A 24,910-nucleotide genomic window follows, 5' to 3' on the forward strand; every position below is an offset into this window, starting at 1 on the left:
CTGCCGTTCTGTGACAGCGGCACGGCGCTGTCACGGATGCCCCGCGCCGCCCGGTCAAGCACTGATGCAACCGCACCCAACGGAAGGGACCCCTTGATGGAACCCACGATCGTGCTCGTGCACGGCGCGTTCGCCGAGTCCGCGAGCTGGGACGGCGTGGTGGACGCGCTGCTCGACAGCGGCCATCCCGTGATCGCCGTGGCCAACCCGCTGCGCGGCCTCGCCGCCGACGCCACCGCCGTCAGCGACGTCGTCTCCGGCGTCGTCGGCCCCGTGATCCTGGTCGGACACTCCTACGGCGGCGCCGTCATCACCAACGTCGCCGACGTCGGCGATGTCATCGGCCTCGTCTACGTGGCCGGCTTCGCCCCCGCGCCGGGTGAGAGCTGCTTCACGCTCGCGGGCGAGTACCCCGGCAGCACGCTGGGCGACGCGCTGGAGATGACCCGCCGCAGCGACGGCACCACCGACCTGCGCATCACCGCCGACCGCTTCCACGCGCAGTTCGCCGCCGACGTGCCGGAGGCACAGGCGGCGCGGATGGCCGTCACGCAGCGTCCCGTCACCCAGGAGGCCCTGCTCGAGCCCTCCGGCGAGCGGCCCCTGTGGAAGACGTGCCCGTCATGGTTCATCTTCGGCGAGGAGGACCGCAACATCCCCGCGGCCGCCATGCACCACATGGCCGAGCGGGCGCGGGCGCACCGGACCGTCGAGATCCCGGGCGCGTCGCACGCGATCTCCGTCGCGCATCCGCTGGCAACCGCCCACATGATCCGCGAGGCCGCGGCGCTGCGCGTGGTGGCGTCGTGAGCGCGCCGGTGACGCAGACGCGGGTCGTGCTCGAGCCGGCCGCGCAGGCGTTCGCCGACGCGACCGCATACCCGCCGTTCATCTACGAGCTCGACCCCGAGGCCGCCCGCAAGGTCCTCGACGACGTCCAGTCCGAGCCGATCGAGCTGCTGGAGGTGGACGAACACTGGATCGTCGTGCCCGCCGCGGTCGGCGACGTGCGCGTGCGGATCGTCCGGCCCGCCGGCGCGACCGGCACGCTGCCCGTGATCCTCTACATGCACGGCGGCGGATGGGTGCTGGGCGGGACGACGACGCACGACCGGCTCGTGCGCGAGCTGGCCGTCGGCGCGCACGCCGCGCTCGCGTTCGTCGAGTACGACCGCTCGCCCGAGGCGCGCTATCCGGTCGCGATCGAGCAGGGCTACGCCGTCGCGCGCCACATCGTGCGGGAGGGCGCGGCGCACGGGCTCGATCCGGACCGGATGGCGGTCGTGGGCGACTCGGTCGGCGGCTGCATGACCGCGGCGCTGACGCTGATGGCCGAGGGCCGCGGCGACGTGCGCTTCGTGTCGCAGGCGATGTTCTATCCCGTCACCGACGCGGGCATGGACACCGGCTCCTACCGCGAGTTCGGAGAGGGCTACCACCTGTCGGCCAAGGCGATGGCGTGGTTCTGGGACGCGTACGCCCCAGACCTGCAGACCCGGCGGGAGGCGTACGCGTCCCCGCTGCAGGCCGCCGACTCGCAGCTGGCCGGGCTGCCGCCCGCGCTGGTGATCGTCGACGAGGCGGACGTGCTGCGCGACGAGGGCGAGGCGTACGCGGCGCGGCTGCGGGCGAACGGCGTCGCGGTCACGACCGTCCGCTACGACGGCGCGATCCACGACTTCATGATGCTCAACCCGCTGAGCGGGACGCACGCCACCCGCGCCGCGATCGCCCAGGCGCTCGCCTTCCTGCGGGACACCTTGGGCCCCTAGGGACCCACGACTAGGGAGTTCCCCTGACGAGCGGGGGGGCGGAGGCGGAGGAGGCTCGCGGCATGAGCCCAACCCAGTCCAAAGCCCCCACCGTCGGCGCCGAGCTCGGCGAGATCATGCCGCTGCTCTGCTCGGTCGCCATCTACGGCCCGCCGATCCTGTTCTTCGTCGTGCCGTGGCTGCTGGTCGGCGTGATGTTGAGCGCCGCGTTCGTGCTCGCGCTGGGGACCGTGGCGGCGTTCGCCGCCGTCACGGCCCTCGCCGCCGGCCTCGTGACGATGCTCCGCCGGGCCTCCGCATGAGCGCCGTCTCCGACACCGACACCGTGTCGTTCCTGCACGTGCGCCACCGCCTGGTCGGCGTCGCCCGGCGCGTGCTGGGCGGCCCCGCGGACGCCGAGGACGTCGTCCAGGACGCGTGGGTCCGCTGGCAGGAGAGCGACCGCAGCGTCGTGCGTGACCCGACAGCGTTCCTGACGACCACCACGGCGCGGCTCGCGCTCAACGTCGGTGGCTCGGCGCGGGTGCGCCACGAGACGGACTTCGGGGCGTCCTCGCCCGAGATCGTCGACGCGGCCGCCGATCCCGTGCGCGACGCCGAGCGCGGCGAGGCGGTCGCTCACGCGCTGGCGACGGTGTGCGAGACGCTGTCGCCGACCGAGCGCGCGGTGTACGTGCTGCGGGAGGCGTTCGACTACCCGCACCGGCGGATCTCGGAGGTCGTCGGCCTCAGCGAGGCCAACGTCCGCCAGGTCGCGAGGCGCGCGCGCCGCCGGCTCGACGGCGAACCGCACGGGACCGCCGATCCCGGCACGCACGCGCGGCTCGTCGAAGCGTTCGTCGCCGCTGCGCGCACCGGCGACCTCCCGCGGCTCGAGCGCGAGCTCGCGGCATGACCGCGCCGCTGGCGCACCCGAGCTACCGCTCGTTCTTCGCGGATCTGGCGCCGCTGCACGTCGACCCCGAAGCCCTGCACGCGCTCGGCCGGCCGGGCGGCCCGTGCGATCTCGGCGAGGACTGCGCGCAGGACACCGATTCGGCCGTCGCGGCGGTGTGGCCGTTCTTCGGTCAGTTCCTCGCGCACGACATCACCGCGGACCGCTCACCGCTGGTCGATCGCGCCGATCCCGCGCGCCTGCTCAACGCCCGCACACCGCGGGCGGACCTGGAGGCCTTGTACGGCGCCGGGCCGGTGGGGGAGCCGTACCTGTACCGCAGCGACGACCCGGCCAAGCTGCTGCTCTCCGCCTCCGGCGTCGACGTCCCGCGCAACCACGAGGGCATCGCGCTGGTCGGCGACCCGCGCAACGACGCGAACCTGTTCACCAGCCAGATGGCGGTGGCGTTCATCCGCCTGCACAACCGGTTCGTGGATCGCCTGCGGGCGGAAGGCGCGGCGGATGTGTTCGCCGCCGCCCGGCGCGAGCTCACGTGGCACTACCAGCACGTCATCCTGCGCGAGTTCCTGCCCGGGCTGATCGGCGCGCCGCTGACCGCGGAGCTGCTCGAGGACGGGCCGCGGCTCCACCGCGCCGACGACGAGCCGTACGTGCCGCTCGAGTTCGCCGACGCCGCGTACCGCTACGGCCACGCGCAGATCCGCCATCGCTACCAGGTCAACGCGACGTTCGGCCCCGTGCCGCTGTTCCCGGACCTGATGGGCTTCGGGACGGTCGCGCCGGAGCACGCGATCGACTGGGCGTTGCCGCTCGAGCAGCGCGCCAAGCGCATGGACGTGCGCCTGCCGACGTCACTGATCACGCTGCCCACCCAGATCTCGGGCGCGCGGCCCGGGACCGACTACGCGTCGCTGGCCAACCGGGACCTACAGCGCGGCCAGGCGGTCGGGCTCCCCTCGGGCGAGGCGATCGCGCGCCGGCTGGGCGTGGAGCCGCTGCCCGCCGAGCAGATCGGCCTGGGCTGGACCACGGAGACGCCGCTGTGGTTCTACATCCTCAAAGAGGCCGAGGTGCTGCACGGCGGCGACCAGCTCGGCCCGGTCGGCGGCCGGATCGTCGGCGAGGTGCTCGTGGGCATCATCGACGCCGACCCGGGCTCCTTCCGGGCGATCGAGCCGGAGTGGACGCCGGCGCGGCCGTTCGCCCTCGCCGACCTCCTCCTCGGGCAGTGAGATCAGCGCTGCGGGCGGCATGTCGGCCCGCAGCGCTCGGCTCACGCCTCCCAGTCGCCCGTGACGAGCGTCCGCAGCACGGCCTGCTCGACCGGCAGCAGGTTCGCCGTCGCGTCCGGCGGACGCGGCCCGGCGGCGGTGAAGACGACATCCGCGCCGTTCATCGCCTCCTGCGGCGTCTCGCACACGCGCACGGCGCTGCCCGCACGGGCGAGCAGCGCCGGGTCCGGGAGCAGCGGCGGCGCCGTCGCGAGCCGCACGGTCATGCCGGACAGCGTCGCGGCCTCGATCAGCGACCGCATCGCCGGCTCGCGCGGACCCGGGTACGCGATCTGCAGGCCGCCCAACGTGCCGAAGCGCTCCCGCAACGCCAGGCAGTCGGCCAGCGCCTGGCACGGATGCGCGCGGTCGGTGAGCGCGTTGACCACCGGCACCGACGAGGCCTCGACCAGGTCCAGCAGGTCGCGGTGACGGCCGGTGTGCACGGCGATCGCGTCGCAGTACGCGGACAGTGTCCGCGCCGTGTCCGCGATCGAGTCGCCGCGCGGCTGCAGCACGACCGGCAACGCGCCGAGCCGGTGCACGGCCACCTCCAGCGAAACCCGGTCACGCGTCGCCGCGTGTTCGAACACGCACGCGATCGCGCCGCCCGCGAGCGTGCTCCGCCAGGCCAGCGGGTGGCGCTTCATCACGGCCGCGAGGTCGAGCAGCGCGCCGAGCTCGTCGGCCGTGAGATCGTCGATGCCGAGCAGGCAGCGCGGCTCGGTGGCGGTCGCGATCATCGCTTCTGCTCCAGTCGGCGTCCATGCAGGTGCCGGGCCACGATGACCGGGAGCGCGAAGACCGCGGCCACGAGGCCCAGCGCCACGGTCGGGACGACCACGATCACCAGCAGGATCAGCAACGGCGGGCTGACGAGCAGCGCCAGCAGCGCGATGACGGCCAGCTCGACGCCGCGGACGGCGTCGCCGGCCGCGACCTCGACCTCGGACACGACCTCCTCGGCATGGCTCTGGGTCTCGACCATGGCCATCAGTAGGCGGCGATCTGCCGGGTGGCGTCGTCCAGCGCGGCGGCGAGGGTCTCGGTGTCGATCAGCCACGGCTCGCCGTCGCGCCGGGGATCGAGGCGCAGGTGCAGGCGGCCTTCGTGCAGCACGGTGATCGCGAGCAGCTCGCCGCCGCACCACAGCTCGGCGTTGCCGTCGACGGCTTCTTCCGGGCTGACGACGAGGGCGCGGACGCGGGGCATGGTCTACGCCGCCGCGAGCTGGCGGTCGAGCCAGTCCTGGAAGCGGACGTCGCCGAGGCGGGCGTCCGGGCCGGGCATGAGCGTGGTGTCGTCGACCTCGTAGGTGGCGAAGTACAGCGCCTTGGGGTCGCTCACCACCGTGCGCGGGTCGTTGCGGGCGGCGAGCGCCTGGCGGATCAGGTCGTCCATGCGGAACGGCTCGGGGCCGGCGACCTCGACGATGCCGTTCACGGGCGCGCCGACCGCGGTGCGGGCGACGGCCTTGGCGACGTCCTCGGACGCCATGGGCTGGAACAGGACGGGCGGGAGCCGGACGCTGTCGCCCTCGGTGGCCGTCTGCGCGATGCCCTTCAGGAACTCGAAGAACTGGGTGGCGTGGACGATCGAGTACGGGACCGAGAAGCCGCGGATCAGCGCCTCCTGCACGGCCTTGCCGCGGAAGTAGCCCTTGTCGGCCATGCGCTCGGTGCCGACCACCGACAGCGCCACGTGGTGGCCGACGCCGGCCGTGGCCTCGGCGGCCAGCAGCTTGCTCGTGGCGGTCTCGAAGAACTCGACGACGGCCGACTCCTCGAACGACGGCGAATTGGAGACGTCGACGACGACGTCCGCACCGGCGAGCGCCGCGTCCAGGCCCTCGCCGGTAAGGATGTTCACGCCCGTGTCGGGCGACGCGGCGACGGCCTCGTGGCCGTGCTCGGAGAGCTTGGTGACGACCTGCGAGCCGATCAGGCCGGTGCCGCCGATGACGACGATCTTCATGTCGATCGAGCCTTTCTGGTGGTTGCGGTTGCACCCTGCGAGACCGCACAGCCCGGCGGTCCGTGACATGTCACATCGGGTGCCGCCGTCCGGTCGGGATCCGTGTGAGCCCACCCCTTCGCCTGCGCATGACCGCCCGCTCGATCGACGAGCCGCACCGCACCGCGACCCAGCTGGAGCTGTTCTTCGACCTCACGTTCGTGGTCGCGATCGCCGCGCTCACCAGCCGCTTCGCCCACGCCGTGGAGGACGGCCACGCGCTCGACGCGCTGGTCCCGTGCCTGCAGGTGTTCTTCGCGATCTGGTGGGCGTGGATGAACCACACCTGGTTCGCGTCCTCCTTCGACACCGACGACGTCGCGTTCCGCCTGCTCACGCTCGTCCAGATGGCCGGCGTGCTGGTGCTCGCGGCGGGCGTGCCGGCCGCGCTCGAGGACAACGACTACACGGCCGTGACCAGCGGCTACCTGGTCATGCGCGTGGGGCTGATCGCGCAGTGGCTGCGGGCGGCGGTCGAGGACCCCGCGAGCCGCAGGACGGCGCTCCGGTACGCCGTCGGGATCACGCTCGCCGACGCGGGCTGGGTCGCGCGCCTGCTGGTGGCGGACGAGCTGTCCGACGGCTGGCTGCTCGCGCTCTTCGGCGCGCTGACCGCGTTCGAGCTCGCGGTGCCGCTGTGGGCCGAGCGCGCGCGGCCGACGAGCTGGCATCCGCACCACATCGCCGAGCGCTACGGCCTGTTCGCGATCATCCTGCTCGGCGAGAGCGTGCTGGCGGCGTTCATGGGCGTGCAGCGCGCGCTGGCGGACGACGGCGTGAGCGCGCCGCTGGTCGCCGTCGGCGTGGCCGCGCTGGTGCTCGTGTTCGCGCTCTGGTGGCTGTACTTCCTGCAACCCGTCGGCGACGGGCTCGCGGCCAGCCGCGACCGCTCGTACCTGTGGGGTTACGGGCACTACGGCGTGTTCGCGGCGCTCGCGCTGGTCGGCGCCGGGCTGGAGGCGGCCGTCGCGCACGCCGGCGGCCAGGTCGCCGCGTCCACGGTCGCCATCGGCTACGCGATCGCCGCCCCGGTGGCCGCGTTCCTGGTCCTCGTGTGGTGGCTGCACGTGCCGCTGATCGCGCGGCCCGTGCTGCATCCGGCGGTGATGCTCGGCGGCGCGGGCGCCGTCCTGCTCGTGCCGCTCGTCGGCGCGTCGCTGACCGTGAGCGTCGGCCTGCTCGCGCTCGTGTGCGCGGTCGTGGTCGCCGCGACGCTCGCGCTGGACCGCGACGCGTGGCCCGTCCTCGTCGAACCCCTGGAGGCACGATGACCCGCCTGCTGTTGGCCTACGACGGCTCCGCCGCCGCGACCACCGCGATCGACGCCGCCGCGGCGCTGTTCGGAGGCTCGGAGGCGGTGATCGCCACCGTCCAGCCGCCCGTGCCGACCTTCGAGGCGGCCGCGCTGGCCCGCATCGCGCTGCCCGACGCGATGATCCGCGACGGCGTCGCGCACCTCCGCACCGAGCACGAGCAGCTGGGGGAGACCCTCGTCGCCGCGGGTGAAGCGGCGGCTCGGGCCGCCGGCCTGCGGGCGAGCTCGTCGGTCGTCGAGGGCGCGAGCCCGTGGCGGGCGCTGCGCGCGCTCGCCGCCGAGGACGATGTGGACATCGTGGTGTGCGGCACCCGCGGCGACGGCGCGCTGCAGCGTGCGCTGGTCGGGTCCACGGCCGCCGGCCTGCTGCACCACGGCCACCGTCCGCTGCTCGTCGTGCCCGGAGCGGCTGACCGACCCGAAGGGCCGATCCTCGCCGGCTACGACGCGTCCGAGCCGGCCCGGGGCGCACTGCGCTTCGCCGCGACGCACCTCCGGACCCGGGAGGTCGTGGTCGCCCACGCGCGGCGCGGCTTCTGGGAGCCGACCGGGGAGGACGTGGCCGACACCGGCGCGGCCTACGCCCGGGCGCTCGGGCTCGCCGCGACGCCGCGCACGCTCGACACGCTGCGCGACGCGGCGGGCGAGCTGCTGGTCGGCGCGCGGGCGATCGATGCGGCGGCGATCCTCGTCGGCTCCCGGGGGCACGGCGCGGTGGCCGCGGCGATGCTCGGCTCCGTCGCCACGGCGCTGGTCCACGCCGCCGAGCGGCCGGTCCTCGTCGTGCGCTGACCTGTCGGATTCCCGCCACGACGAGGGTGGCTGGCTCGCTATCGAGCGCGGTGTGCGCCCGGATAGCGTCCGCCGATGTCCAGATTCCTCCCCAGATACGCGCTCGGGCTGCTCGTCGCCCTGAGCGTGCTTCCGGCCGCGCCCGCGTTCGCCGGCGAAGACCACTCCAAGCACATTCCGATCGAGTCCTGGTCGTTCGGGGCGTCGAGCTCAGGCACCGGCAAGACGCTCTCCGCGGTCCTGCTCGGCCGGCCGTGAGCGGGGTGCGGGGCGCCGGCCTCGGCTCCCCGCGCCGGTGCTCAGCGGTCGTCGCTGCCGCGTCCGCGCCCGCGGCCCCGGTCGTTGCCGGAGTCGTCGTCGGACCCGCGCCCGCGGCCGCGATCGTCATCGTCGGAGTCGTCGTTGGAGCCGCCATGCGACCCGCCGCCGCCCGAGCGCTCGACCTCGAGCGCCACCCAGCGCCCGTCCGAGCGCGTGACCACGGTCTCGATGTTGCGCAGGCCGGCGCGCAGGCCCGCGAAGCCGGAGATGCGCTCGAAGCGGGTGCGGGCGGTCACGCGCACGCGGATCGTGCCCCGCTCGGAGTCATGGATGCGGAACGTGCGGGAGTCACGGTCGACCGAGACGACCGTCCCCTCGTACTGGCGCGTCTGCGCCGACGCGGCGGGCGCGCAGAACGCGAGCGCGGCGGCGGCGATGATGGCGATACGCAACGGCTGCTTCATGTCCCTCACTGTGCGCCAGGGCCGGTCCGGGTTTCCATGCGACCTTCGTCGGAGTCGATCAGGTAGTGACCACCTGCCGTCCCTCGGACGGCTGCACGAGCACCCAGCCCTGGCCGGAGAGCGCGAGCTGGACGCTCTCGCCCGAGCCGAGGCCGATCAGCGACTTGGCCTGCACGTCGGTCTTGAGGTTGGTCGTGACGCCGCCCGACCAGGCGATCGCCGCCTGCGGGTCCACGAACGTCGGCGCCTCGCTGACGTCCAGGCGCAGCGGCTCGCCGTCGGACAGCAACGCCACCAGACCTGAGCCCTTGAGGTGGACGTTGAACAGGCCGCCGGCGAGCATGCCCGAGGCGCCGCCCTTGACGCGCGTGATGTCCCAGTCGATCCCGGCCTCGAACGCGAGGATGTTCTCGCCGCTCACGGTCAGCCCGTCGTTGCTGAGCGTGATGACGTGCACGAGCATCGCGTTGCTGGCCAGGAACAGCTCGCCGGAGCCGGAGGCCTGCATCAGCCGCAGGCCCTCGCCGGTGGCGGCCTTCTTGAGCATGCGGCCGAGCCCGCCGCCCTTGTGTTCGAAGCGCACGTCGCCCTGGTAGGCGACCATCGCGCCGTTGCGCGCCATCACGGTCGTCTCGGACAGCTCCACCTTGAGCAGGCGGGGGTTCTGCAAGGTGAACGGCTCGCCGGTCTCGACCTCGGCGTACTGATCCAATGGTGCACCCATGTCGGCCATGCCGGCGAGCCTAGTTCGTCCTACGGGTTCGTGGTGGACAGAGTGAACGTCAGCGTCTTGGAGTACGTGCCGGTGCGCAGCGGATCGGTGCGCTTGATCAGCTGCCGGAACGTCAGAGCGACCGACTCGTTCGACGTCGGACCCGTCCAGGCCGCCTTCGCCAGCTCCACGCGCAGCGGCTCGGCGAGCGAGAACGCGCCGTTGGTCATGTGACCCGGGTCGCTCACGGCCAGCGTCGCGTCGCCCGCGGTGCTGGTCACCGTGGCCGCGCCCATGGTGGAGTAGTCCTGCTCGACGCCCGGCGTGAACGGGGCGAACGGGGCCACGGCGCCGAGCGACAGCGCGAGCGTCGCCGGCACGGTGCCGCCGACCTCGCCCCCGAACACCTCACGCACCCGGACATTGCGGTACATGACGTTGTTGGTCGCGTTCTCGAGGCCGATGAACCCCTCGCCGCCGTTGCGCACCGCGTCGTGGTACTCGCTGACGAGCACCCCGTTGAGGCGGACCTCGAGGTGCTTGCCGACCGCGCGGACGTTGAGCGTGTTCCACTCGCGCGTGGGCTTGAAGTTCGTCGCCGTCGAAGCCGCGAACGTCGTCGCCCCGCGCTCCTGCGTGATCGCGCCGGTCCGCGTCGCCGCGGTGCCGTTGTCGAGGATCGCGACCTGGTAGCCCGAGTCGGCGTCGGCCACGGACTGCGGCGCCGGGAAGCGCAGCAGCACGCCGCCGTTATTGCCGACTGCCGCGACACGGTAGTCCACGGACAACTCGAAGTCCTTGAACCTGCGGGCGCTGTACCAGAGCACGCCGGGGTTCGCGGACGTCGCGCCGCCCGAGGTCGCGAGCGAGGCCATATAAGTGCGCGCGAAGGCGCCGGCGCCGAGCGCGCTCCAGCCCGCGAGCGTCTCGCCGTCCCACAGCTCCGCGACCGCGCCGGTGCGGAAGTCCCACGCCACCGCGCCGGTCCCGCACGTCTGGCTTGCGTCCACGCACGCGGTGACCATGTCGGTGGCGGCGACCGGGGACGAGTACGTGTAGCTCGCGCGGCCCTGCGCGTCGAGCGGGACCACTTCCCGCGCGACCTGGACGCCGGCGCGCGTGATCTCGAAGGTCATGTCCTGGCCGCCCGCGGACGCCTGCGCGTCGACGGTCGTCGTGCCGCCGGCAACCGCCCGCGCGGTGCGGACCGCGACCGTGCCGCTGGGCGCCGCGTAGGCCGTGACGTCCTTGGTCGCGGTGCCGAACACGGTGTCGCCGTCGCGCACGGTCAGCGTCACCGGGTAGCGGCCCGGCGCGGCGTAGGCGTGCGTCGCGGTCGCGCCCTCACCCGTCGTCCCGTCGCCGAAGGCCCAGTGGTAGCTGGCGCTCGCCGGCGCGGCGAACTGCGCGCCCATGACCTGCACCGACAGCGGCGCGGTCGGCGTGGCCTCGAAGCGCGTCACCGCGCGCGTCACGCGCAGCTGCGCGGACACGCCGTCCTGGATGTCGAGCACCTCGAACTGCGTGCCGGTCTCCGGGTCGGTGAACTGCGCGGGTCCGTCGCCCTGGCCCTTGCCGAGCGTCGCGATGTCCACCTCGTTCGTGCAGCCGCCGCCCGTGGAGCCCGGCTGCGCGTCGATGACCTTGATCGACCCGTAGGAGTTCAGGACGGTGACGTTGACCCGGTACAGCAGCACGCCCCAGTCGCACATGCGGCTGGCGCCGGGCGTGGCGGTCGTCGTCGCGTCCAACCCGACCGGCGCACGTAGCTCCGCGACCACCGCGCTCGTCGGCGAGGTGCGGATCACGACGCCCTTCTTGGTCACGCCGTCCGGAGGCGTGGAGACGGGGGAGAGCGTGTACTCGGCCGTCCCGTCGGACGCCAGGCAGCCGAAGTCCGGGTCGTCGAGCCAGCCGAGCTTCCACTTGTTCCAGGCCATGAACTCCGGCGCGTGGCCGAGGATGTTGCCCATCAGGTCCCAGCCGCCGACCCACAGGTGGGTCGCGCCGGTGCCCGAGCCGTTGTAGGACTCCGGCAGCGAGATCGCGTGCCCCGTCTCGTGATTGACGATCTTCGGGCCCCAGGTGAACATGTCCTGGCCGTAGGTGGCGCCGTTCTTGACGATCGTCCCGTCGACGGCGATCTGGTCGCTGTAGAGGTTGAGCTCCGGCGAGAACGCGATCTGCGTCGCGTTGCGCGGCGGCATGATGTAGACGAGGTCGTAGCCCGCGAAGTTCACGTGCGGATCGGCCTTGAGCACCGCCGCGCGTGCGTACTTCTTCTGGTTGGCGATCGAGAACGTCGAGCGCGTCATGCCGTAGGCCGTCGACGGCTCATCCATCCGGTGCCACTGCGGCGCGAGGTCGACGTCGAGGTCGAAGCGCCCGTTGGAGGCCAGCTTGAACATGTCGACCGACGGCGCGAGGAAATCCCAGTAGGACTGGGGGTTGCGCCAGTCGCGCCCCTGCTGGTTCGGGTTCGCGTCCTCGGCCTTGGCGTCGGGGAAGTCGACGAAGATCATCAGCGCCTTCACGGTCCCGATCGGCCGGACCTGCTTGGTCCAGTCGCTGTTGAGCCCGTGGTGCAGGTTCGTGTCCCAGTCGTTGACGTAGTCGCCCGGGAACAGCCCGTCGGGACGGTCCACGCGGCAGGCGGTCGGCGCGTCCGGTGGCGCCGCCTGCGCCGGCCACGCCACCACCGCGCTGACGAGCATCGCCACGGCCACGCACACCCATCTCCACGACATCGCTTCCCCCTCGTCGCTCTTTGTGCGCAACGCTACGGGCGCACGGGGCCGCGGTGGTACGGGCAGATGCCGGTAACGCGACCGCCTTCCTCCGACGGTTGTCTGAGCGCGCTCACAACTACACTCGTAGTAGATGTGGTTGCTCGCCCACGGGCTGGTCGGCAGGGCCGACCTGCCGATCCCGTTCTGGCTGTTCGCCTGGTGCACGGCCGCGGTCGTGGCGCTGTCGTTCGCCGGGCTCGGCGCGGCGTGGTCGACGCCGCGCTTCGCGGGCGACCGCTTCCGACCGCTGCCGGACGCGGTCTCGCGCGTCCTCACGAGCCGGGCCGTGGAGATCGCGTGCGGCGCGCTCGGTGTCGTGCTGTTGCTCGCGGTCATCGCCTCCGGCCTGCTCGGCACGCAGATCCCGGGGGAGAACCTCGCGCCGACGTTCGTCTACGTCGCGTTCTGGCTCGGGTTCGTGCCGCTCAGCGTGCTGTTCGGCGACGTGTTCGCGGCGTTCAATCCGTGGCGGGCCGTGGGCCGCGCCGTCGGCTGGGCGTTCCGCGGCGTCGGCGCCGAGCCGCTGGCGTACCCGGCGCGGCTGGGCTACTACCCCGCGGCGGTCGGCCTGCTGTGCTTCGCCGCGCTGGAGCTGATCTCCGCGCGCGGCGACCGCCCGGGCACGATCGCGATCGCCGCGCTGGTCTATTCCGCCGTGACCTGGATCGCGATGGGGGTCTTCGGCGTGGACACCTGGTCGCGCCGCGGCGAGGCGTTCGGCGTGTACTTCAACCTGTTCTCGCGCCTGTCGGCGTTCGAGCGGCGCGGGCGGCAGATCGGCGTGCGGCCCCTGCTATCCGGGCTCGCGCAGCTCGGCGCGCAGTCCGGGCTGGTCGCGGTCGTGATGGTGATGATCGGGACCGTCACGTTCGACGGGCTGAGCGCCGGGCCGACGTGGCTGTCGAACACGCGCGGGATCATCGGCTCCTTGATCGACGCCGGCGTGAGCCCGCGCGCGGCCGTCGAGCTGGTGTGGGCGGTTGGCATGTGGCTGATCGTCCTCGCGATCTGCGGGCTCTACGCGCTCGCGATGAGCGGCGCGCACACGGTCGAGCGGCGATTCTCGACGCGCGAGCTGGCGCGCCGGTTCGCGCCTTCGCTGGTGCCGATCGGGCTCGCGTACGCCGCCGCGCACTACGTGAGCCTGCTGGTCTTCCAGGGCCAGCTGATCCTGCCGCGCGCGTCGGACCCGCTGGGGGAGGGCTGGGACCTGTTCGGCGCGGCCGGCGGCCAGATCGACCTCGGCGTGCTCAGCGCGGAGGCGTTCTGGTACCTCCAGACCGGCTTCGTGGTCACGGGCCACGTGGCGGCGCTGGCGCTCGCGCACGACCGCGCGCTCGTGCTCTACGGGGACCCCGGACGCGCGCTGCGCTCGCAGCGGTGGATGCTGGCGATCATGATCACGTTCACCGTGCTCGCGCTCTGGCTGCTGTCCGAAGCGGCGGAGGGCTAAGGCACGAGGCGGCCGGCGAGCCCGGCCGGCACGCACGCCAGCGCGGCCCCCAGCAGCGCGAGCGGTGCGCCGAGCGCGAGGCACAGGTCCACCGGGTACACGGCTGCGCTCGCGAGCGTCAGCAGGACGGCCGCGGCAGCTCCCAGCCCGAGTGCGTTCGCGGGCCGGCCGAGCTCGCCCAGCACGTGGCGGACGCGTTCGGGCGAAGCGCCGGCGTGGGCCGGGCCGTGGTCCTCGAACACAATCAGCGCCCCGGCGAGCGGCCGCGCGCCCACGCTGCGGATCGCGACGGCGTCGGCCGCGAGCTCGGACAGCGCCGCATGCGCGCGCACGGCGCCGCGCAGCCCGGGCACGAACCAGAAGCCGTCGCCGATCGCCCGCACGCACGCCCGCCGGAGCGGGTCGCGCCGACGCGCGTGATGGCGCTCGTGCGCCAGCACGCTCGCCAGCTCACGGTCGTCGAGCAGGTCGATCAGCGCGTCGGAGACGACGATCCGGGGCCGCAGCGCGCCGAGCGTGAACGCGAGCGGCCGGCGGCTGCGGACAAGCAGGACGGGCGTGCCGAGGATCGTACGCGGGCGGGTCGGCAGGCGCCGCGCGAAGGCCCGTTGACGCGCGAGCTGCCGCGTCAGCGACGCGCCCGTCACCGCGAGCGCGAGCGCTTCGAAGGCCAGCACCGCGAAGCGCCACGCGTCGTCGTGGAAGCGCAGCGCGTCGAGGCCGACGACGAGCAGGGTGAGCGGCACGGACGCCACGAGCGCGCAGACGGCGAGCTCGAGCCGCAGCAGGTGCCGGCGCTCAGCCACCGCGGGCGCGACGCCGCAGGGCGCGCTGATGAGCGGGCGTGAGTTGGTCGAAGCGGCGGGCGAACTCCGTCAACGCCAGGTCACCGTAGGCGTCCACCAGCGCGTCGACCTCGACCTCCGAGCGGGCGCGCATGTACGCCTCGCGGTCGACGGCCGCCGCGTACACGTCCTTCTTGCCTTCTCGCCGACGGTCCAGGAAGCCTTTGCGGTCCAGCCGGACCATCACCGTGAGGATCGTCGTGTAGGACCGCGGGCCGTCCGGATCGTCGGCCAGCGCGTCCGTCACCGACCGCACGGTCGCCTCGCCCTGCTCCCACACGGCGGCCATGATCTTGGTCTCGAGCTCGTGCAGCGGCGGATGGCCGGCCATCGCCGCCACAGGCTACCGACGAGGCGTGTAGTTGGTGGCTCAGCGCGGGCGCGGTGCGGCGGGGATGCCGGCCGGGTCCGTCGCGCGGTACTTCGGCCACTCGCTGCGCCACGTGCGCTGGTTGATCCACGGCAGGAAGGACAGCGGGTCGTAGTGGTGGACGACGCCGTTGAAGTCCAGGTGCGCGTCGGCCGGCAGGCGCGGGTTGAGCGTCGCGGGCTGGATCTCACGCCACCAGTTCACGAGCGCCAGGTCGGCACCCGAGGCCTGTAGCGCGGTGGCCTCGGCGCCCGTCGGCGTGCGCGCCCACTCGGAGGCGTAGCGGACCACCGGCGCGGCGGCGCCCGCCGGGGGCGTCCACCCGCGGGTGGTGGTCGTCGTGTCCACGGCGGTGAAGTCCGGCAGCGCCGTGGTCGAGAACACCTCGACCCGTACGCCGCGGCGCCCGCCGCCGATCGGGCCGGCGTGGCCGAGGTAGTCGCCGAGCAGGACCCGGATCGGCAGCGTGTTCGGCTCCTGCGGGGCGACCGCGACCATGCCGGTGCGCAGCCGCTCCAGGAACGGGCCGAGCGCGGCGTTGTCGGCGAACCAGCCGGACAGCAACGACGGCCGATCTCCGGCGCCGGGCGGGCGCCCGTCCCAGTGCGAGAGCGGGATCGCGGCACCGCGCGCCGACGTGCGGAACGCCGTGCCCACCTCGCACTCCTTCTTGCGCGCGAGCACGCGGTTCAACCACTCCGGGTTCTCCGGGACGACCCGGTCGAAGCGCATCCCGGGCGGGCGGCCGAGGTGGATGTAGAGCGAGTAGACCGTGGTCGGCGGGATGTTGTAGTCGATCCGGTTCGCGAACACGGGTGGGGTCGCGGTGGGCGCCGGCGGGCGCTCGTCGAGCCGGTGGTAGAGCTCGTGGCGGACGAGCACGAAGGCGAGGCTCGCGCCCGCACCCTCGGCCGGGAAGCGAGCGGCGACGAGCTCGCCGTTGGCCATCGCGTACACGCGCGCGGTCTGCGGGAGCTCGAACGTGCGCGGGGACCCGCTGGCCCCGTGCAGGCCGGGCCGGGCGCGGCCCTGCACGGTCGCGGCCGGCGTGCCCCAGAAGTACTCCTTCAGCGGCGTGTTGCCGTCGCGGCTGGCGAGCGAGTACGGGCGCGCGGCGGCCGCGGTCTCCGGCGCGGCGGCGTCGAGGTCGAACGGCCACCACCACCAGTCCCACACCTCGCGCGCGAAGCGGTGCCAGTCGAACATCGGCCCGGGGCAGTCATGGTCGTCGCCGAGGTTCGGATCGCCCGAGTAGCCGTGCGCGTGGAAGCCGCGGAAGACGTTGAACAGCGCCGTCCAGTGGGCGTTGCGCCGCGGCACGGCGGGCTTGCCGGGCTTCGCGGGCGTGGTCGGGGTGGCCGGGACGGGCTTGACCGCCGGCTCGAACGGCCGGTTGCCACCCGGGTAGGTGGCCTGCAGCGCGGCCTCGGTCAGGACGGTGCCGGCGGGCAGCCCGAACGTCTGCGGCGAGCGCGACAGGCCCTCGTCGGCGAGCACGATCTGCGCGAACCGCCCCGCGTCGTCGAGCATGCCGTGGTGTCCCGTGCCGGCGTCCCCGAAGCCGCCGGAGCGGTTCTTCCACGGGTACAGCGAGAAGTTCCGCGGCAGCAGGTGCTGCTCGGCGACGTAACGCGCGAGCAGCGCCCACGAGCGGTACTGGTGCTCGTTGAACACCATCTCGGGGACGCGCAGCTGCTGGCGCCACGGGCCGACGTAGCGGCCCGTCGTCCAGGTGCCGAGCACGATCTCGCCGGGGAAGTCCTTGACGCGGATGTAGAACTTCAGGCCGGGCAGGTCGTCGTCGGCCTCGGACTCGAGCGTGCCGTCGCCGCTGAGCGCGATCCAGTGGTTGGAGGGCTTGGCCCGGAGCGGGATCAGGTTGCCGTTGGTCGGGCCCGGCTTCTTCTTGCCCGGGTTGTCCGGGTCGTCGACCAACGTCTCGTCCGTCGTGGTCCACGGCCCGATGTGCGCGGTGTGCTTGAAGTTGCCCCAGCCATGGCCGGTCTCGCAGCCGAGCGCCCAGCCGTTGACGAAGTTCGCGTGCGCGGACTTGCGCGGCAGCTCCATCCCGAGCATCACGGTGCCGTCGCCCGCGATGTAGAGCTGCGTCGTCAGGCCCTTGTGCCGCCCCTTGCCGGGCAGGTACTCGCCCTCGAACATCTCCTCGCCGTTGCGGCGTCCCGACCAGCCGGCCGTCTCGTGCACGACCAGCGTCTTGACGTCGGCGATCCGCGTCCCGGTGCTGTTCTTGGGCCAGTCCTTCGGCCGCGCCGCGATCGTCCGCCACGGCGCGTCGGTGTAGACGGCGTTGAGCCGGTTGAAGAGTTGTTGGGCCATCTCAGTCCGTGAGGTCGAAGTGCAGGCCGCTGGACCCCTCGCCGCGGCCGACGGCCTTGCGCCGGCCCAGCCAGAGGTACGTCCCGCCGTCGATCCAGCGGGCCAGCTGATAGGCGCGGGTGACGCGCGCGCCCTCGCGCGGGACCTCGTCCTCGCGCAGGCGCAGGTTCGGGTCGCTCGCGAGCGGGGTGAGCACGCGGCCGCGCGGCGCGCCGCCGAGCTTGAAGCTCATCGACGGGTTGCTCGCCGCCGCGCGCTGCGGGAACAGCGGGAACCAGTACGGCGGCGGGTCGGTGCGCAGGCGGTAGGGCAGCACGTCGTCCGGGCGCGCCTTCGGCGGCTCGGGCTCGACGCCCTCGTGCGCGCGCTGCGCCTGGTCCTGCGGGCGGCCGTCGGGGCCTTCGAGCGAGCGCTCGACCGCCCACGCCAGGTTCGCGGCCTCATCGCGCAGCAGCAGCACCTCTTCGACGTCGCGGCCGTGCAGGCTCTGAGCGAGCGCGGGCGCGACCAACAGCGCGCCGTCGGTCGCGCCGGTGAGGGCGAACATGCTCCAGTCGCCGTCCGGCGCGGTGCGGCCGACCGTGGTCACGCGCCCGAACGTGTCGCGCACGTCGAGCTTGGTGATGCGGGCGAGCGAGCCGAGCGGGAGCTCGAGCGGCACGACCATCCAGTCCGCGCCGTAGACGAGCGCGAACCCGGTCAGCAGCATCCGCCCGAGGTCGGTCGCCTCGGCCTCGATCCCGCCGGCGTTCACGCGCGCGTCCTCGAACTCCCACAGCCGGGAGGCGGGCATGCCGGGGAAGGTCACCGCGCTCGGGACGACGGTCAGCGGGCCGAGCGTCGTGCGTCCGGCCGCCGTCGGCGTGCCCTTGGCCGTGAACGAGTGCCAGTCCAGACGGCCGTCCGTGTACTCCTCGGCCTCGAGCGTGACGCCGTCGGGGGAGCCGGTGGCGAACGCGTACTCGAGCCGGTCGGGCTGCCAGCCCGCGAGCGAGCCGCTCATGACGAGGCCGTTCAGCCACGTCAGCCACGCCTGTGCGGCGGCCGTGACCGCGGGCCGGTCGGCGGCGGTGACGGCGGCGGGCAGCGGGCGGTTGGCGCGGACGTCGGCCGCGAGCGCGACGCCGTCGATCGCGCGCCCCGCGAACAGGCCGTCGCCGCCCAGCGGGTACGCGCTGCGGAACGTCGCGACGTAGCGGGCCAGGTTGCGTGCGGTCAGCAGGCGCTCGAAGTGCTGGCCGGCGCGCACGCGGGAGCGGCGGGTCGGCGCGGCGTGCACGTCGTCGGCCTCGACCAACGCCTCCAGCGGCGCGCCGCCCACGGCGTACGGCTGCGCGGTGCCGTTCAGGCCGTGGCGCAGCGTCGTGATCGGCGCCACCGAGGCGGTCACCTCGGCCGTGATCGCGCTGCCGGTCGCGCCGGCGGCGTGCTCGCCGAACTGCCACTGGCGGCCGAGCAGCCACAGCGGGTCGTGCAGGCGGGCTTCGAGCCCCGGGGCGAGCTCGCGGTCGCGCGAGCTGGGCTCCAGCCGTTCCCAAGTCGTCATGTGCTCATCACCGCCGTGAGGTCGCTGGTCACCGTGTCGGACGGCCCGGACGCCACGTAGGTCGCGGGCAGGTAGTGGCCGAGCCGCGTCGCGGAGGGCGGCGTCGCCGCCAGCGCCTCGGCGTCGACCAGGCGCAGCCGGGCGAGCTCGAGCGTCTCCAGGACGGTCGCCTCGAGCGCGCTCAGGCTCCAGACGCGGCCCTCGTCGGGCGCGACCGCGAGCAGGATCGCCTGCGGCGCCCGCGCGGCCGGCTGGGGGACGTGGAACGCGACGCCGGTCATCTGGGACGCGTCCGGAATCACCTCGGCCCATTCGTCGACCACGAGCCCGGCGAGCTTGGGCTGCGGCGCGCCGCTGGTCTGGACGACGAGGCTGACCTTCCCGCCGGTCGCGGGTCCGGGCAGTCCGACCCAGCGGTCCGCGGTCGCACGCGGGAGCTGCGCCACCTTCAGGCTCAGCTTCGCCGGGCTGGAGGTCGCTTCGGCGCCGAGCAGCGCGGACTCCAGCCGGGAGGCGCCGTCGCGCACGTGCGCGGCGCGCTGCAGCCAGGTCACGGCCGCCAGCGGGTCGCCGGCCTGCAGCTCCGTGCTGGCGGTGAGGCTGAAGTCCGGTGCGGTGACCTTGGGCAGCAGCCGGAAGCCGTCGCCGAGCACGGCCGCGACGCGCTCGGCGTCGGTCGTGGCCGCGGCCACGGCCTTGCGGCGGCGGTCGAGCTCCTCGGGCGTGGTGATGCCGAGCGCGGCGGCGCGGCCCGGGTGGTCGAGCGCGGCGGCCGCGATCGCGGCGCGGGCGGCGAGGTCGGCGGTGTCGATGCCCGTGGCGCCGTCCGGGTTCGGCAGCGCGAGGTCGCGGGCGTCGAGCGGGCGGGCGCCGTCGACGAGCTCGCGTGTCGCGCGGGCCAGCTCGAAGAACTCGTCGAGCGTGAGCGAGCCGGGCGTCGGGGGGGCGGCGAGCAGCTCCCCGCCGAAGCGCGCCTCGATGTCGGCGTCCTGGAGCGCGAGCACGTCGAGCGCGGACAGCTTGAGCGCGCTGAGGTCGGTGTCCTCGATCGTGTCGCCGCGCTGCACGCGCACGCGAACGCGGTTGGCCGGGCCCAGCACGGACGCCGCCCAGGCCTCCAGCGCGGGCTCGACCTTCGCGCGCACCTGCGTGTCGTCGGTCGGCCAGCCGGTCGACGGCGCCGCGTCGGCGAGGATCAGCAGCCGGTGCGTGACCGCCGTGCCCGAGCGCGGCGTGCGCACCACCTCGATCTCGGGCGGCTGGGCCTCCCCGCGCGAGAGCGCGTCGACGGTTGCGCCCGCGCTCTGCGCGTTGCCCTGCGTGAGCTGGTGCACGCTCTCGGCGACGAGCACATCGGCGAGCGCGTCGACGGCGTCGTCGAGCGCGGCCAGCTCGGCGAACACGGCCTGCCCGTCGGCGCCCGACAGCGGCGGGAGCCCGGCCTTGCCGAACGGGATCGTCGTGTCGTCCCAGCGGTTGGCGGCCTTGCCCGCCCGCCACCGCTGGCGCAGCCCGAGCCCGTCGGCGACGTTGCTCGCGCGCACCGCCTCGGACACGCGGGGCCGCGCCTGCTTGAGCTCGTCCACGCGCGCCTGCGCGGCCGTGACCGCGCTCGTGGCCGCCGTGACCTCGGCCTGGCGGGTCAGGATCTCCTGCTCGCGCTGCGCCACCGCCTGCGCGGCCAGCGTCTGCTGGGAGCGCGCATTGGCGAGCGCCACGCCGAGGTTGGTCACGTGCCCGTTGGCGGCGGTCACCTGCGGCTCGAGCAGCCGGATCCGGTTCTCGGCCGCGGCGACGGCGGCGAGCCAGTCCGTGCGCCCCGGGAAGCCGCCCACGGGCGTGGCTCGGAGGCGCGCGAGGTCGTCACGGGCCGACTGCAGCTGCGCCGCGAGCGCGTTCGCGTGCGTCTGGGCGCCGCTGACCAGGCTCTGCGCGTTGTTGACCTGCGCGGTCGCCGCGTCGTGGGCGGCCCGGTCGGCGGAGAGCTGCTGCTGGGTCTGGGCCAGCACGCCGGTCGCCTCCTGCTGGCCCTGCTGCGCGACGGCGAGGTCGTGTTCGGCGGCGGTGAGGTCGTCGAGCGGGGCGAGCTTGCGCAGCGGCGCGACATAGCGGTCGAGGCTGAGGCTCGGGTGGTGCTCGTGCAGCCCGCGCTCGAGCCGGTAGCCGAGCAGCGCGCCGAGCGGCTGGCCGGCGCGCACGCCGTCCAGCAGCGCGAGCGCGAGCCGGACGCGGCGGGAGGAGAGGTCCAGCTGCAGCGCCTCGCCCTCGTGGGCGAGGTGGCCGGAACGCAGGACGGCCGCGGTTGTGGCCTGCCCGAGCGAGGGCGCGTGGATGTAGCCGTGGCTCGCGCCCGCGGTGATCGTCGGCTTGACGTTCTCCAGCACCCCGTAGCCGCCGAGCCGCACGCCGGCGGGCTTCTTGGCCCGCAGCGCGGTCAACTTGCGCGTGGCCTGGCCGGTCACCCAGGCGTCGAGGCGGTGCGAGGCGAGGTCGAGCACGCCGCCGGTGAGCCGGCCGAGGGTGGCGGTCGGGAGGCTGATCAGTTGGCGGAGCGCGCCGTGGACCTCCATCAGCTCGGTGAGCTGGGCGGCGGCGGGCGAGCCGGCGGCGCTGTTGGCGGCGCGGGCGGCGTCGAGGTGCTGGCCGAGCGTCTGACCGGTGGCGGTGACGCCTTCCAGCGGCGCGAGCAGCCGCGCGTACGTGTCCCCCTCATCCGGCTCGGAGATCCCGCGGGCCTTGGCGATCCTGAGCGCGGTGAGCGCGTACGTGCGCAGCAGCGCGTGGCGCAGCAGGACGAACAGCAGCGCGTTGGCGCCGGCCGGGGGCGTGCCCGTGCGCAGGGCGTCGAGGCCGCTGGCCGCGAGCCAGGCGATGAAGCTGGCGCCGGTCGGCATCGGCGCATCGCCGGGTTGGGCGGTCACGAGCGGGCCGGTGAGCTCGGTCGCGGCGCTCTCGAACACGGCGTGGGCGAGCTCGGGCTGCAGATCGAGGTTGAGCGCGCGCAGCGGGGCGAGGGCCTGCGCGACGCGGGCGAACGTGAGCGCGTCCGGCGACGGCGTGGTGACGCCGCGGATGGAGTGGCGCAGCGAGTGCGGGCTCATCGACACCGCGGTGGCCAGGAACGTCGCGAGGTCGGTGCCGGGCGCGAGGCGGGGGATGGTGCCGAGCGCCGCGCGCCACGTCGGCGCGAGGTTGCGCAGCAGCGGGACCAGCTGCTCGTCGAGCGCCGCCGGGTCGTACTGGCGCCACTGGCTGAGGCTGATCGCGGGCAGCACGCCGTACGGCTGGCGGCCCAACCGCAGCGCGGGCAAGCCGCCGCCCGCAGCGACGCTCGTGAGGAAGTGCGCGCGGGCGGTCGCGACCGTCTCGTCGGACAGCTCGTCCGTGAGCTGGTCGAGCAGGTGCCCCCAGGTCGCCGGCCACAGCGCGGTGCGCAGGTTGCGCTCGTTGACCACCGACGCGCCCTGCGCGCCGGTCGCGTGCGTGAACGGCTCGACGGCGACGCCGAGCGCCCGCGCGGTGAGCGCCCCGTCGGAGTTGGGCGAGGCCGTCAGCGCCGGGCCGCGCTCGTGCTTGAGCACGACGGCGGGGTCCTCGCCCGTGGTGCTCCAGCCCGAGCGGACCGTGTCGGTGTTGTTGGTGGCGACGCCCGGGCCGAGCACGGCGAGCCCGTCCGTGTAGTGGTGGGCGTCGAGCAGGTGCGCGAGCCGCTGCGCGCTCTGGGTGCCGTCGAGCGAGGCGCGCAGGCCGAGCACGAGCACGCGGTCGTAGCCCTCGGGGTCGGCGGCGACGCGGACGGCCATGCCGCGCGCGACCGCCTGGTCGAAGTCGACGAGCCACTGCGCGTCGGGACCGAGCGGCTGCGCCGGGTCGGGTGTGGCGGAGGGGTCGGGGCCGAGCGCGAGCGTGTCCGGGATCGGCCTGCCGAGCACGGCGAAACGACGGGTGCCGGCGCGGTAGCCGAGCACGATCCAGCGGTCGGGGAGCACGTTCGTGCGCGCGGCGCGCGTCCACGCGGCGGCCTTCTGCGGGGGCGCGGGAACGGCGGCGGCGCGGGCGATCCAGGCCGCGCGCGGCGCGCCGTAGCGGTCGGCCAGGGCGCGCCAGGCCTCGAGCGTCGCGGGCGCGGTGATGCCCGCGGCCTGCTCCTGCTCGAGGTAGCGCTTGCCCCAGGCGATCTCGTCCGCGGTGAGCTCGGGCTCGTGCGCGTCCACGTGCAGGCTGTCGGGGTAGACGCGCACGAGCAGCTGGCCCTGGTCGAAACGCGTCTCGAGGCGGACGGGCAGCAGGGCGAGCGGCAGGTCGGTGCCGATCAGCGCCGCGAGGTCCTCGGGCGCCGTGACGTCGGCCGGGTTCGCCGTCGGCACCAGCTGCTCCCACTGCTGCCAGGCCGTGGCAATCTTCGGGCGCTGCGCCGCGATCTGCGTGCTGAGCGTGCCGGGCAGGGCCTCCACCGCGCTCTGGCGGCCCTGCTGGGCGGCGAGCTGCTGCTGGGCGGCGGTGAGCTGCTGCTGGGTCGTGGTGCGCTGGGCGTTGGCGGCGGCGACCTCGGCGTCCGCGGCGGTCAGCGCCGTGAACTTCGCGCCCGCCGTGTTGTGCGCGGCCGTGGCGTGGCTGCGGGCTTGGGTGGCGGCCCGCGCGGCGGCCTGGGCGCGCCGCTGCGCGGCCGCGATCACCGAGGCCGGCGGGCGGTTCTCGGGGTCCGACAGCATCAGCTCGACTTCTTCGGCCGCCGCGTCGGCGTTCAGCTGGGCCTCATCCGCGGCGGCGTCGGCCGCGTCGGCGGCGGCGGACGCTTGGTCGTACTCGGCCTGGGCGTTGGCGCGGGCGGTCGTGGCGGCCGCGATGCGCGCCTGCGCCTCGTTGAGCGCCTGCTGGATGGTGGCGATGCGGCCGGGCAGCTCGGCCAGGTCCTTGCGCAGTTGGCGCCGGTCGGCCTTCGCGGCCACGAGCTTGTCGGCCAGCACGAGCGCCTCGGCCTCGGCGCTCTGGCCCTTGGCGCGCGCCGTGGCGATCGCCGCGAGATCGGTCATGAGGCGCTCCTCGTGATCAGCCGCGACGCGTGCAGCGCGACGCGGAACGGCTGCTGGAAGGTCAGGGACGCGGTGGCGGCGGCGTTCTTGCCCCACGCGCCCTGGACGTTGGCCGACGCGTTGATCGGCTGGCTGACGTCGGCGTGGCCCGAAGCGTCGAGCGCGACGTGCTCCCACGCGAGCTGGTCCGGCGTCTTCGGCACGCCGGGCGCGGCGGTGTCGTCGAACCCGAACCGCGGGTCGCCCGCGTACTGCTCGAACACGAAGTACCAGCCCGCGCCGCCGAGGACCTTCTCCTCGCTGAGCGGGAAGCCGAGGCAGACGATGTCCTCGCCCACGGTGGCCCGGAACAGCGGCGCGGTGCGCGTGGCGGGGTCGAGCGTGCCGGTCGCCGTGGCTTCGGCGGCGTAAATCGTGGTCGTCGGGAAGCGCCGCAGCAGCTCGCCTCGGACCAGCAGGACGATCTGCTGCGCGCCGCCCCGCAGGTGCGTGCCGAGCGCGGTGTCGCCCCAGCTCGCGAGCGCGGGGATGTCCGGCGCGTCGCCCTCCCAGAACTGGCGGAACGCGGTGCTCGCGAGCGGCGCCGGGAACTCCCGCCACAGCAGCTCGCGGCTGAGCTCGTGGTTGAGCCCGGCCATGTACGCCTCGATCACGGCCGGCGTCGTCTCCAGCAGCGCCACCCCGTCCAGCTCGAGCGCCTTCACGCCCGGCAGGAACAGCTCCGGCGCCGTGCGCAGCAGCCCGTCGTACATCGGCTCCGTGAACTTCGGACCGACCTCGGCGGGCGCGAGCGGGTCGGGCCGCGTCCACGTGCCCGCGGGCGCGGCGATCGCCGCCTGCGTGCGGGCGAGCACGGTCGTCTCGGGCGCGAGCCGCGCGAGCAGCTGCGTGCGCAGGGCGGCCGCGGCGAGCGCGGGCCGAGACACGCTCGGCGCGGAGGCCACCGCCGCGTGGGTCGACGCGGAGAGGGGCGTCGCGGTGGCGGCGCGCCGCCGCGTCGCCGCGCCGGTGGCGGCACCGCCGTCCGTCGTCGTCGCGG

Annotated in this window: 21 protein-coding genes and 1 pseudogene; 9 read left to right on the forward strand and 13 right to left on the reverse strand. The window is 74.2% G+C overall.

Annotated elements, in window-relative coordinates:
- Positions 1–96: 96 nt before the first annotated feature.
- From OJ962_RS23000 to OJ962_RS23020, 5 genes are all read left to right on the forward strand, one after another.
- Entirely contained in the window at positions 97–810 is a 714-nt protein-coding gene (locus OJ962_RS23000) for an alpha/beta fold hydrolase (RefSeq protein ID WP_202953285.1), read from the forward strand.
- The gene (locus OJ962_RS23005) at positions 807–1,772 is read left to right on the forward strand and encodes an alpha/beta hydrolase (protein ID WP_270006629.1); all 966 of its coding nucleotides are present in this window, start codon (positions 807–809) and stop codon (positions 1,770–1,772) included. Before OJ962_RS23000 ends, OJ962_RS23005 begins: the two co-directional genes overlap by 4 nt.
- 62 nt (positions 1,773–1,834) lie before the next feature.
- A complete protein-coding gene (locus OJ962_RS23010; RefSeq protein WP_202953284.1) occupies positions 1,835–2,074 on the forward strand; it encodes a hypothetical protein in 240 nt (79 codons plus the stop codon).
- Positions 2,071–2,667, forward strand: a complete 597-nt coding sequence (locus OJ962_RS23015; protein ID WP_202953283.1) for a sigma-70 family RNA polymerase sigma factor — start codon at positions 2,071–2,073, stop codon at positions 2,665–2,667. The genes OJ962_RS23010 and OJ962_RS23015 overlap by 4 nt, the downstream gene beginning before the upstream one ends.
- Positions 2,664–3,902 carry a peroxidase family protein gene (locus OJ962_RS23020; RefSeq protein WP_202953282.1) on the forward strand — a complete coding sequence of 413 codons (1,239 nt, stop codon included), beginning with the start codon at positions 2,664–2,666 and terminating at the stop codon, positions 3,900–3,902. Before OJ962_RS23015 ends, OJ962_RS23020 begins: the two co-directional genes overlap by 4 nt.
- 41 nt (positions 3,903–3,943) lie before the next feature.
- Here OJ962_RS23020 and OJ962_RS23025 read toward each other — a convergent pair whose 3' ends face one another.
- The 4 genes from OJ962_RS23025 to OJ962_RS23040 are packed head-to-tail and all read right to left on the reverse strand — an operon-like array spanning position 3,944 to position 5,915.
- Positions 3,944–4,684, reverse strand: a complete 741-nt coding sequence (locus tag OJ962_RS23025; RefSeq protein WP_202953281.1) for an ornithine carbamoyltransferase — start codon at positions 4,682–4,684, stop codon at positions 3,944–3,946.
- Positions 4,681–4,929 carry a hypothetical protein gene (locus OJ962_RS23030; RefSeq protein WP_270006630.1) on the reverse strand — a complete coding sequence of 83 codons (249 nt, stop codon included), beginning with the start codon at positions 4,927–4,929 and terminating at the stop codon, positions 4,681–4,683. Before OJ962_RS23030 ends, OJ962_RS23025 begins: the two co-directional genes overlap by 4 nt.
- A gap of 5 nt (positions 4,930–4,934) precedes the next feature.
- Positions 4,935–5,153, reverse strand: coding sequence for a hypothetical protein (locus OJ962_RS23035; protein ID WP_202953279.1), 219 nt, complete (start codon positions 5,151–5,153; stop codon positions 4,935–4,937).
- Between the two features lie 3 nt (positions 5,154–5,156).
- Positions 5,157–5,915: an SDR family oxidoreductase gene (locus OJ962_RS23040; RefSeq protein ID WP_270006631.1), complete on the reverse strand. Its 759-nt coding sequence runs from the start codon at positions 5,913–5,915 to the stop codon at positions 5,157–5,159.
- A gap of 104 nt (positions 5,916–6,019) precedes the next feature.
- Between OJ962_RS23040 and OJ962_RS23045 the strand changes: the two genes are divergently transcribed.
- From OJ962_RS23045 to OJ962_RS23055, 3 genes are all read left to right on the forward strand, one after another.
- Positions 6,020–7,225: a low temperature requirement protein A gene (locus OJ962_RS23045; RefSeq protein ID WP_202953277.1), complete on the forward strand. Its 1,206-nt coding sequence runs from the start codon at positions 6,020–6,022 to the stop codon at positions 7,223–7,225.
- Positions 7,222–8,061: a universal stress protein gene (locus OJ962_RS23050; RefSeq protein WP_202953276.1), complete on the forward strand. Its 840-nt coding sequence runs from the start codon at positions 7,222–7,224 to the stop codon at positions 8,059–8,061. The genes OJ962_RS23045 and OJ962_RS23050 overlap by 4 nt, the downstream gene beginning before the upstream one ends.
- A gap of 75 nt (positions 8,062–8,136) precedes the next feature.
- Positions 8,137–8,319, forward strand: coding sequence for a hypothetical protein (locus OJ962_RS23055; protein ID WP_202953275.1), 183 nt, complete (start codon positions 8,137–8,139; stop codon positions 8,317–8,319).
- 41 nt (positions 8,320–8,360) lie between these two features.
- Here the strand turns inward: OJ962_RS23055 and OJ962_RS23060 are convergent, their stop codons facing one another.
- From OJ962_RS23060 to OJ962_RS23070, 3 genes are read right to left on the reverse strand one after another with little or no spacing between them, the layout of a single operon-like run.
- On the reverse strand, positions 8,361–8,786 hold the full coding sequence (locus OJ962_RS23060; protein WP_202953274.1) for a hypothetical protein: 426 nt from the start codon (positions 8,784–8,786) through the stop codon (positions 8,361–8,363).
- Between the two features lie 58 nt (positions 8,787–8,844).
- Positions 8,845–9,519 carry an AIM24 family protein gene (locus tag OJ962_RS23065; protein WP_238930993.1) on the reverse strand — a complete coding sequence of 225 codons (675 nt, stop codon included), beginning with the start codon at positions 9,517–9,519 and terminating at the stop codon, positions 8,845–8,847.
- A 20-nt stretch (positions 9,520–9,539) separates the two neighbouring features.
- Entirely contained in the window at positions 9,540–12,245 is a 2,706-nt protein-coding gene (locus tag OJ962_RS23070) for a family 16 glycoside hydrolase (protein WP_202953273.1), read from the reverse strand.
- A 133-nt stretch (positions 12,246–12,378) separates the two neighbouring features.
- Between OJ962_RS23070 and OJ962_RS23075 the strand changes: the two genes are divergently transcribed.
- On the forward strand, positions 12,379–13,740 hold the full coding sequence (locus OJ962_RS23075) for a fenitrothion hydrolase (protein WP_202953272.1): 1,362 nt from the start codon (positions 12,379–12,381) through the stop codon (positions 13,738–13,740).
- Here OJ962_RS23075 and OJ962_RS23080 read toward each other — a convergent pair.
- From OJ962_RS23080 to OJ962_RS23105, 6 genes and pseudogenes are all read right to left on the reverse strand, one after another.
- Entirely contained in the window at positions 13,737–14,546 is an 810-nt protein-coding gene (locus tag OJ962_RS23080; RefSeq protein WP_202953271.1) for a M56 family metallopeptidase, read from the reverse strand. The genes OJ962_RS23075 and OJ962_RS23080 overlap by 4 nt on opposite strands.
- Positions 14,539–14,916, reverse strand: coding sequence for a BlaI/MecI/CopY family transcriptional regulator (locus OJ962_RS23085; RefSeq protein ID WP_202953270.1), 378 nt, complete (start codon positions 14,914–14,916; stop codon positions 14,539–14,541). The genes OJ962_RS23080 and OJ962_RS23085 overlap by 8 nt, the downstream gene beginning before the upstream one ends.
- 39 nt (positions 14,917–14,955) lie before the next feature.
- Complete coding sequence (locus tag OJ962_RS23090) at positions 14,956–17,292, reverse strand: hypothetical protein (RefSeq protein WP_202953269.1); 2,337 nt, start codon at positions 17,290–17,292, stop codon at positions 14,956–14,958.
- Position 17,293: 1 nt separating this feature from the next.
- Positions 17,294–18,838, reverse strand: coding sequence for a hypothetical protein (locus OJ962_RS23095; protein WP_202953268.1), 1,545 nt, complete (start codon positions 18,836–18,838; stop codon positions 17,294–17,296).
- Positions 18,835–23,871: a hypothetical protein gene (locus OJ962_RS23100; RefSeq protein WP_202953267.1), complete on the reverse strand. Its 5,037-nt coding sequence runs from the start codon at positions 23,869–23,871 to the stop codon at positions 18,835–18,837. Before OJ962_RS23100 ends, OJ962_RS23095 begins: the two co-directional genes overlap by 4 nt.
- Positions 23,868–24,910 (reverse strand): annotated as a pseudogene (locus OJ962_RS23105) (hypothetical protein); the annotation flags it as partial. The gene OJ962_RS23100 and the pseudogene OJ962_RS23105, both read right to left, overlap by 4 nt.

The sequence above is a fragment of the Solirubrobacter deserti genome (assembly GCF_027587175.1).
Taxonomy (GTDB): domain Bacteria; phylum Actinomycetota; class Thermoleophilia; order Solirubrobacterales; family Solirubrobacteraceae; genus Solirubrobacter; species Solirubrobacter deserti.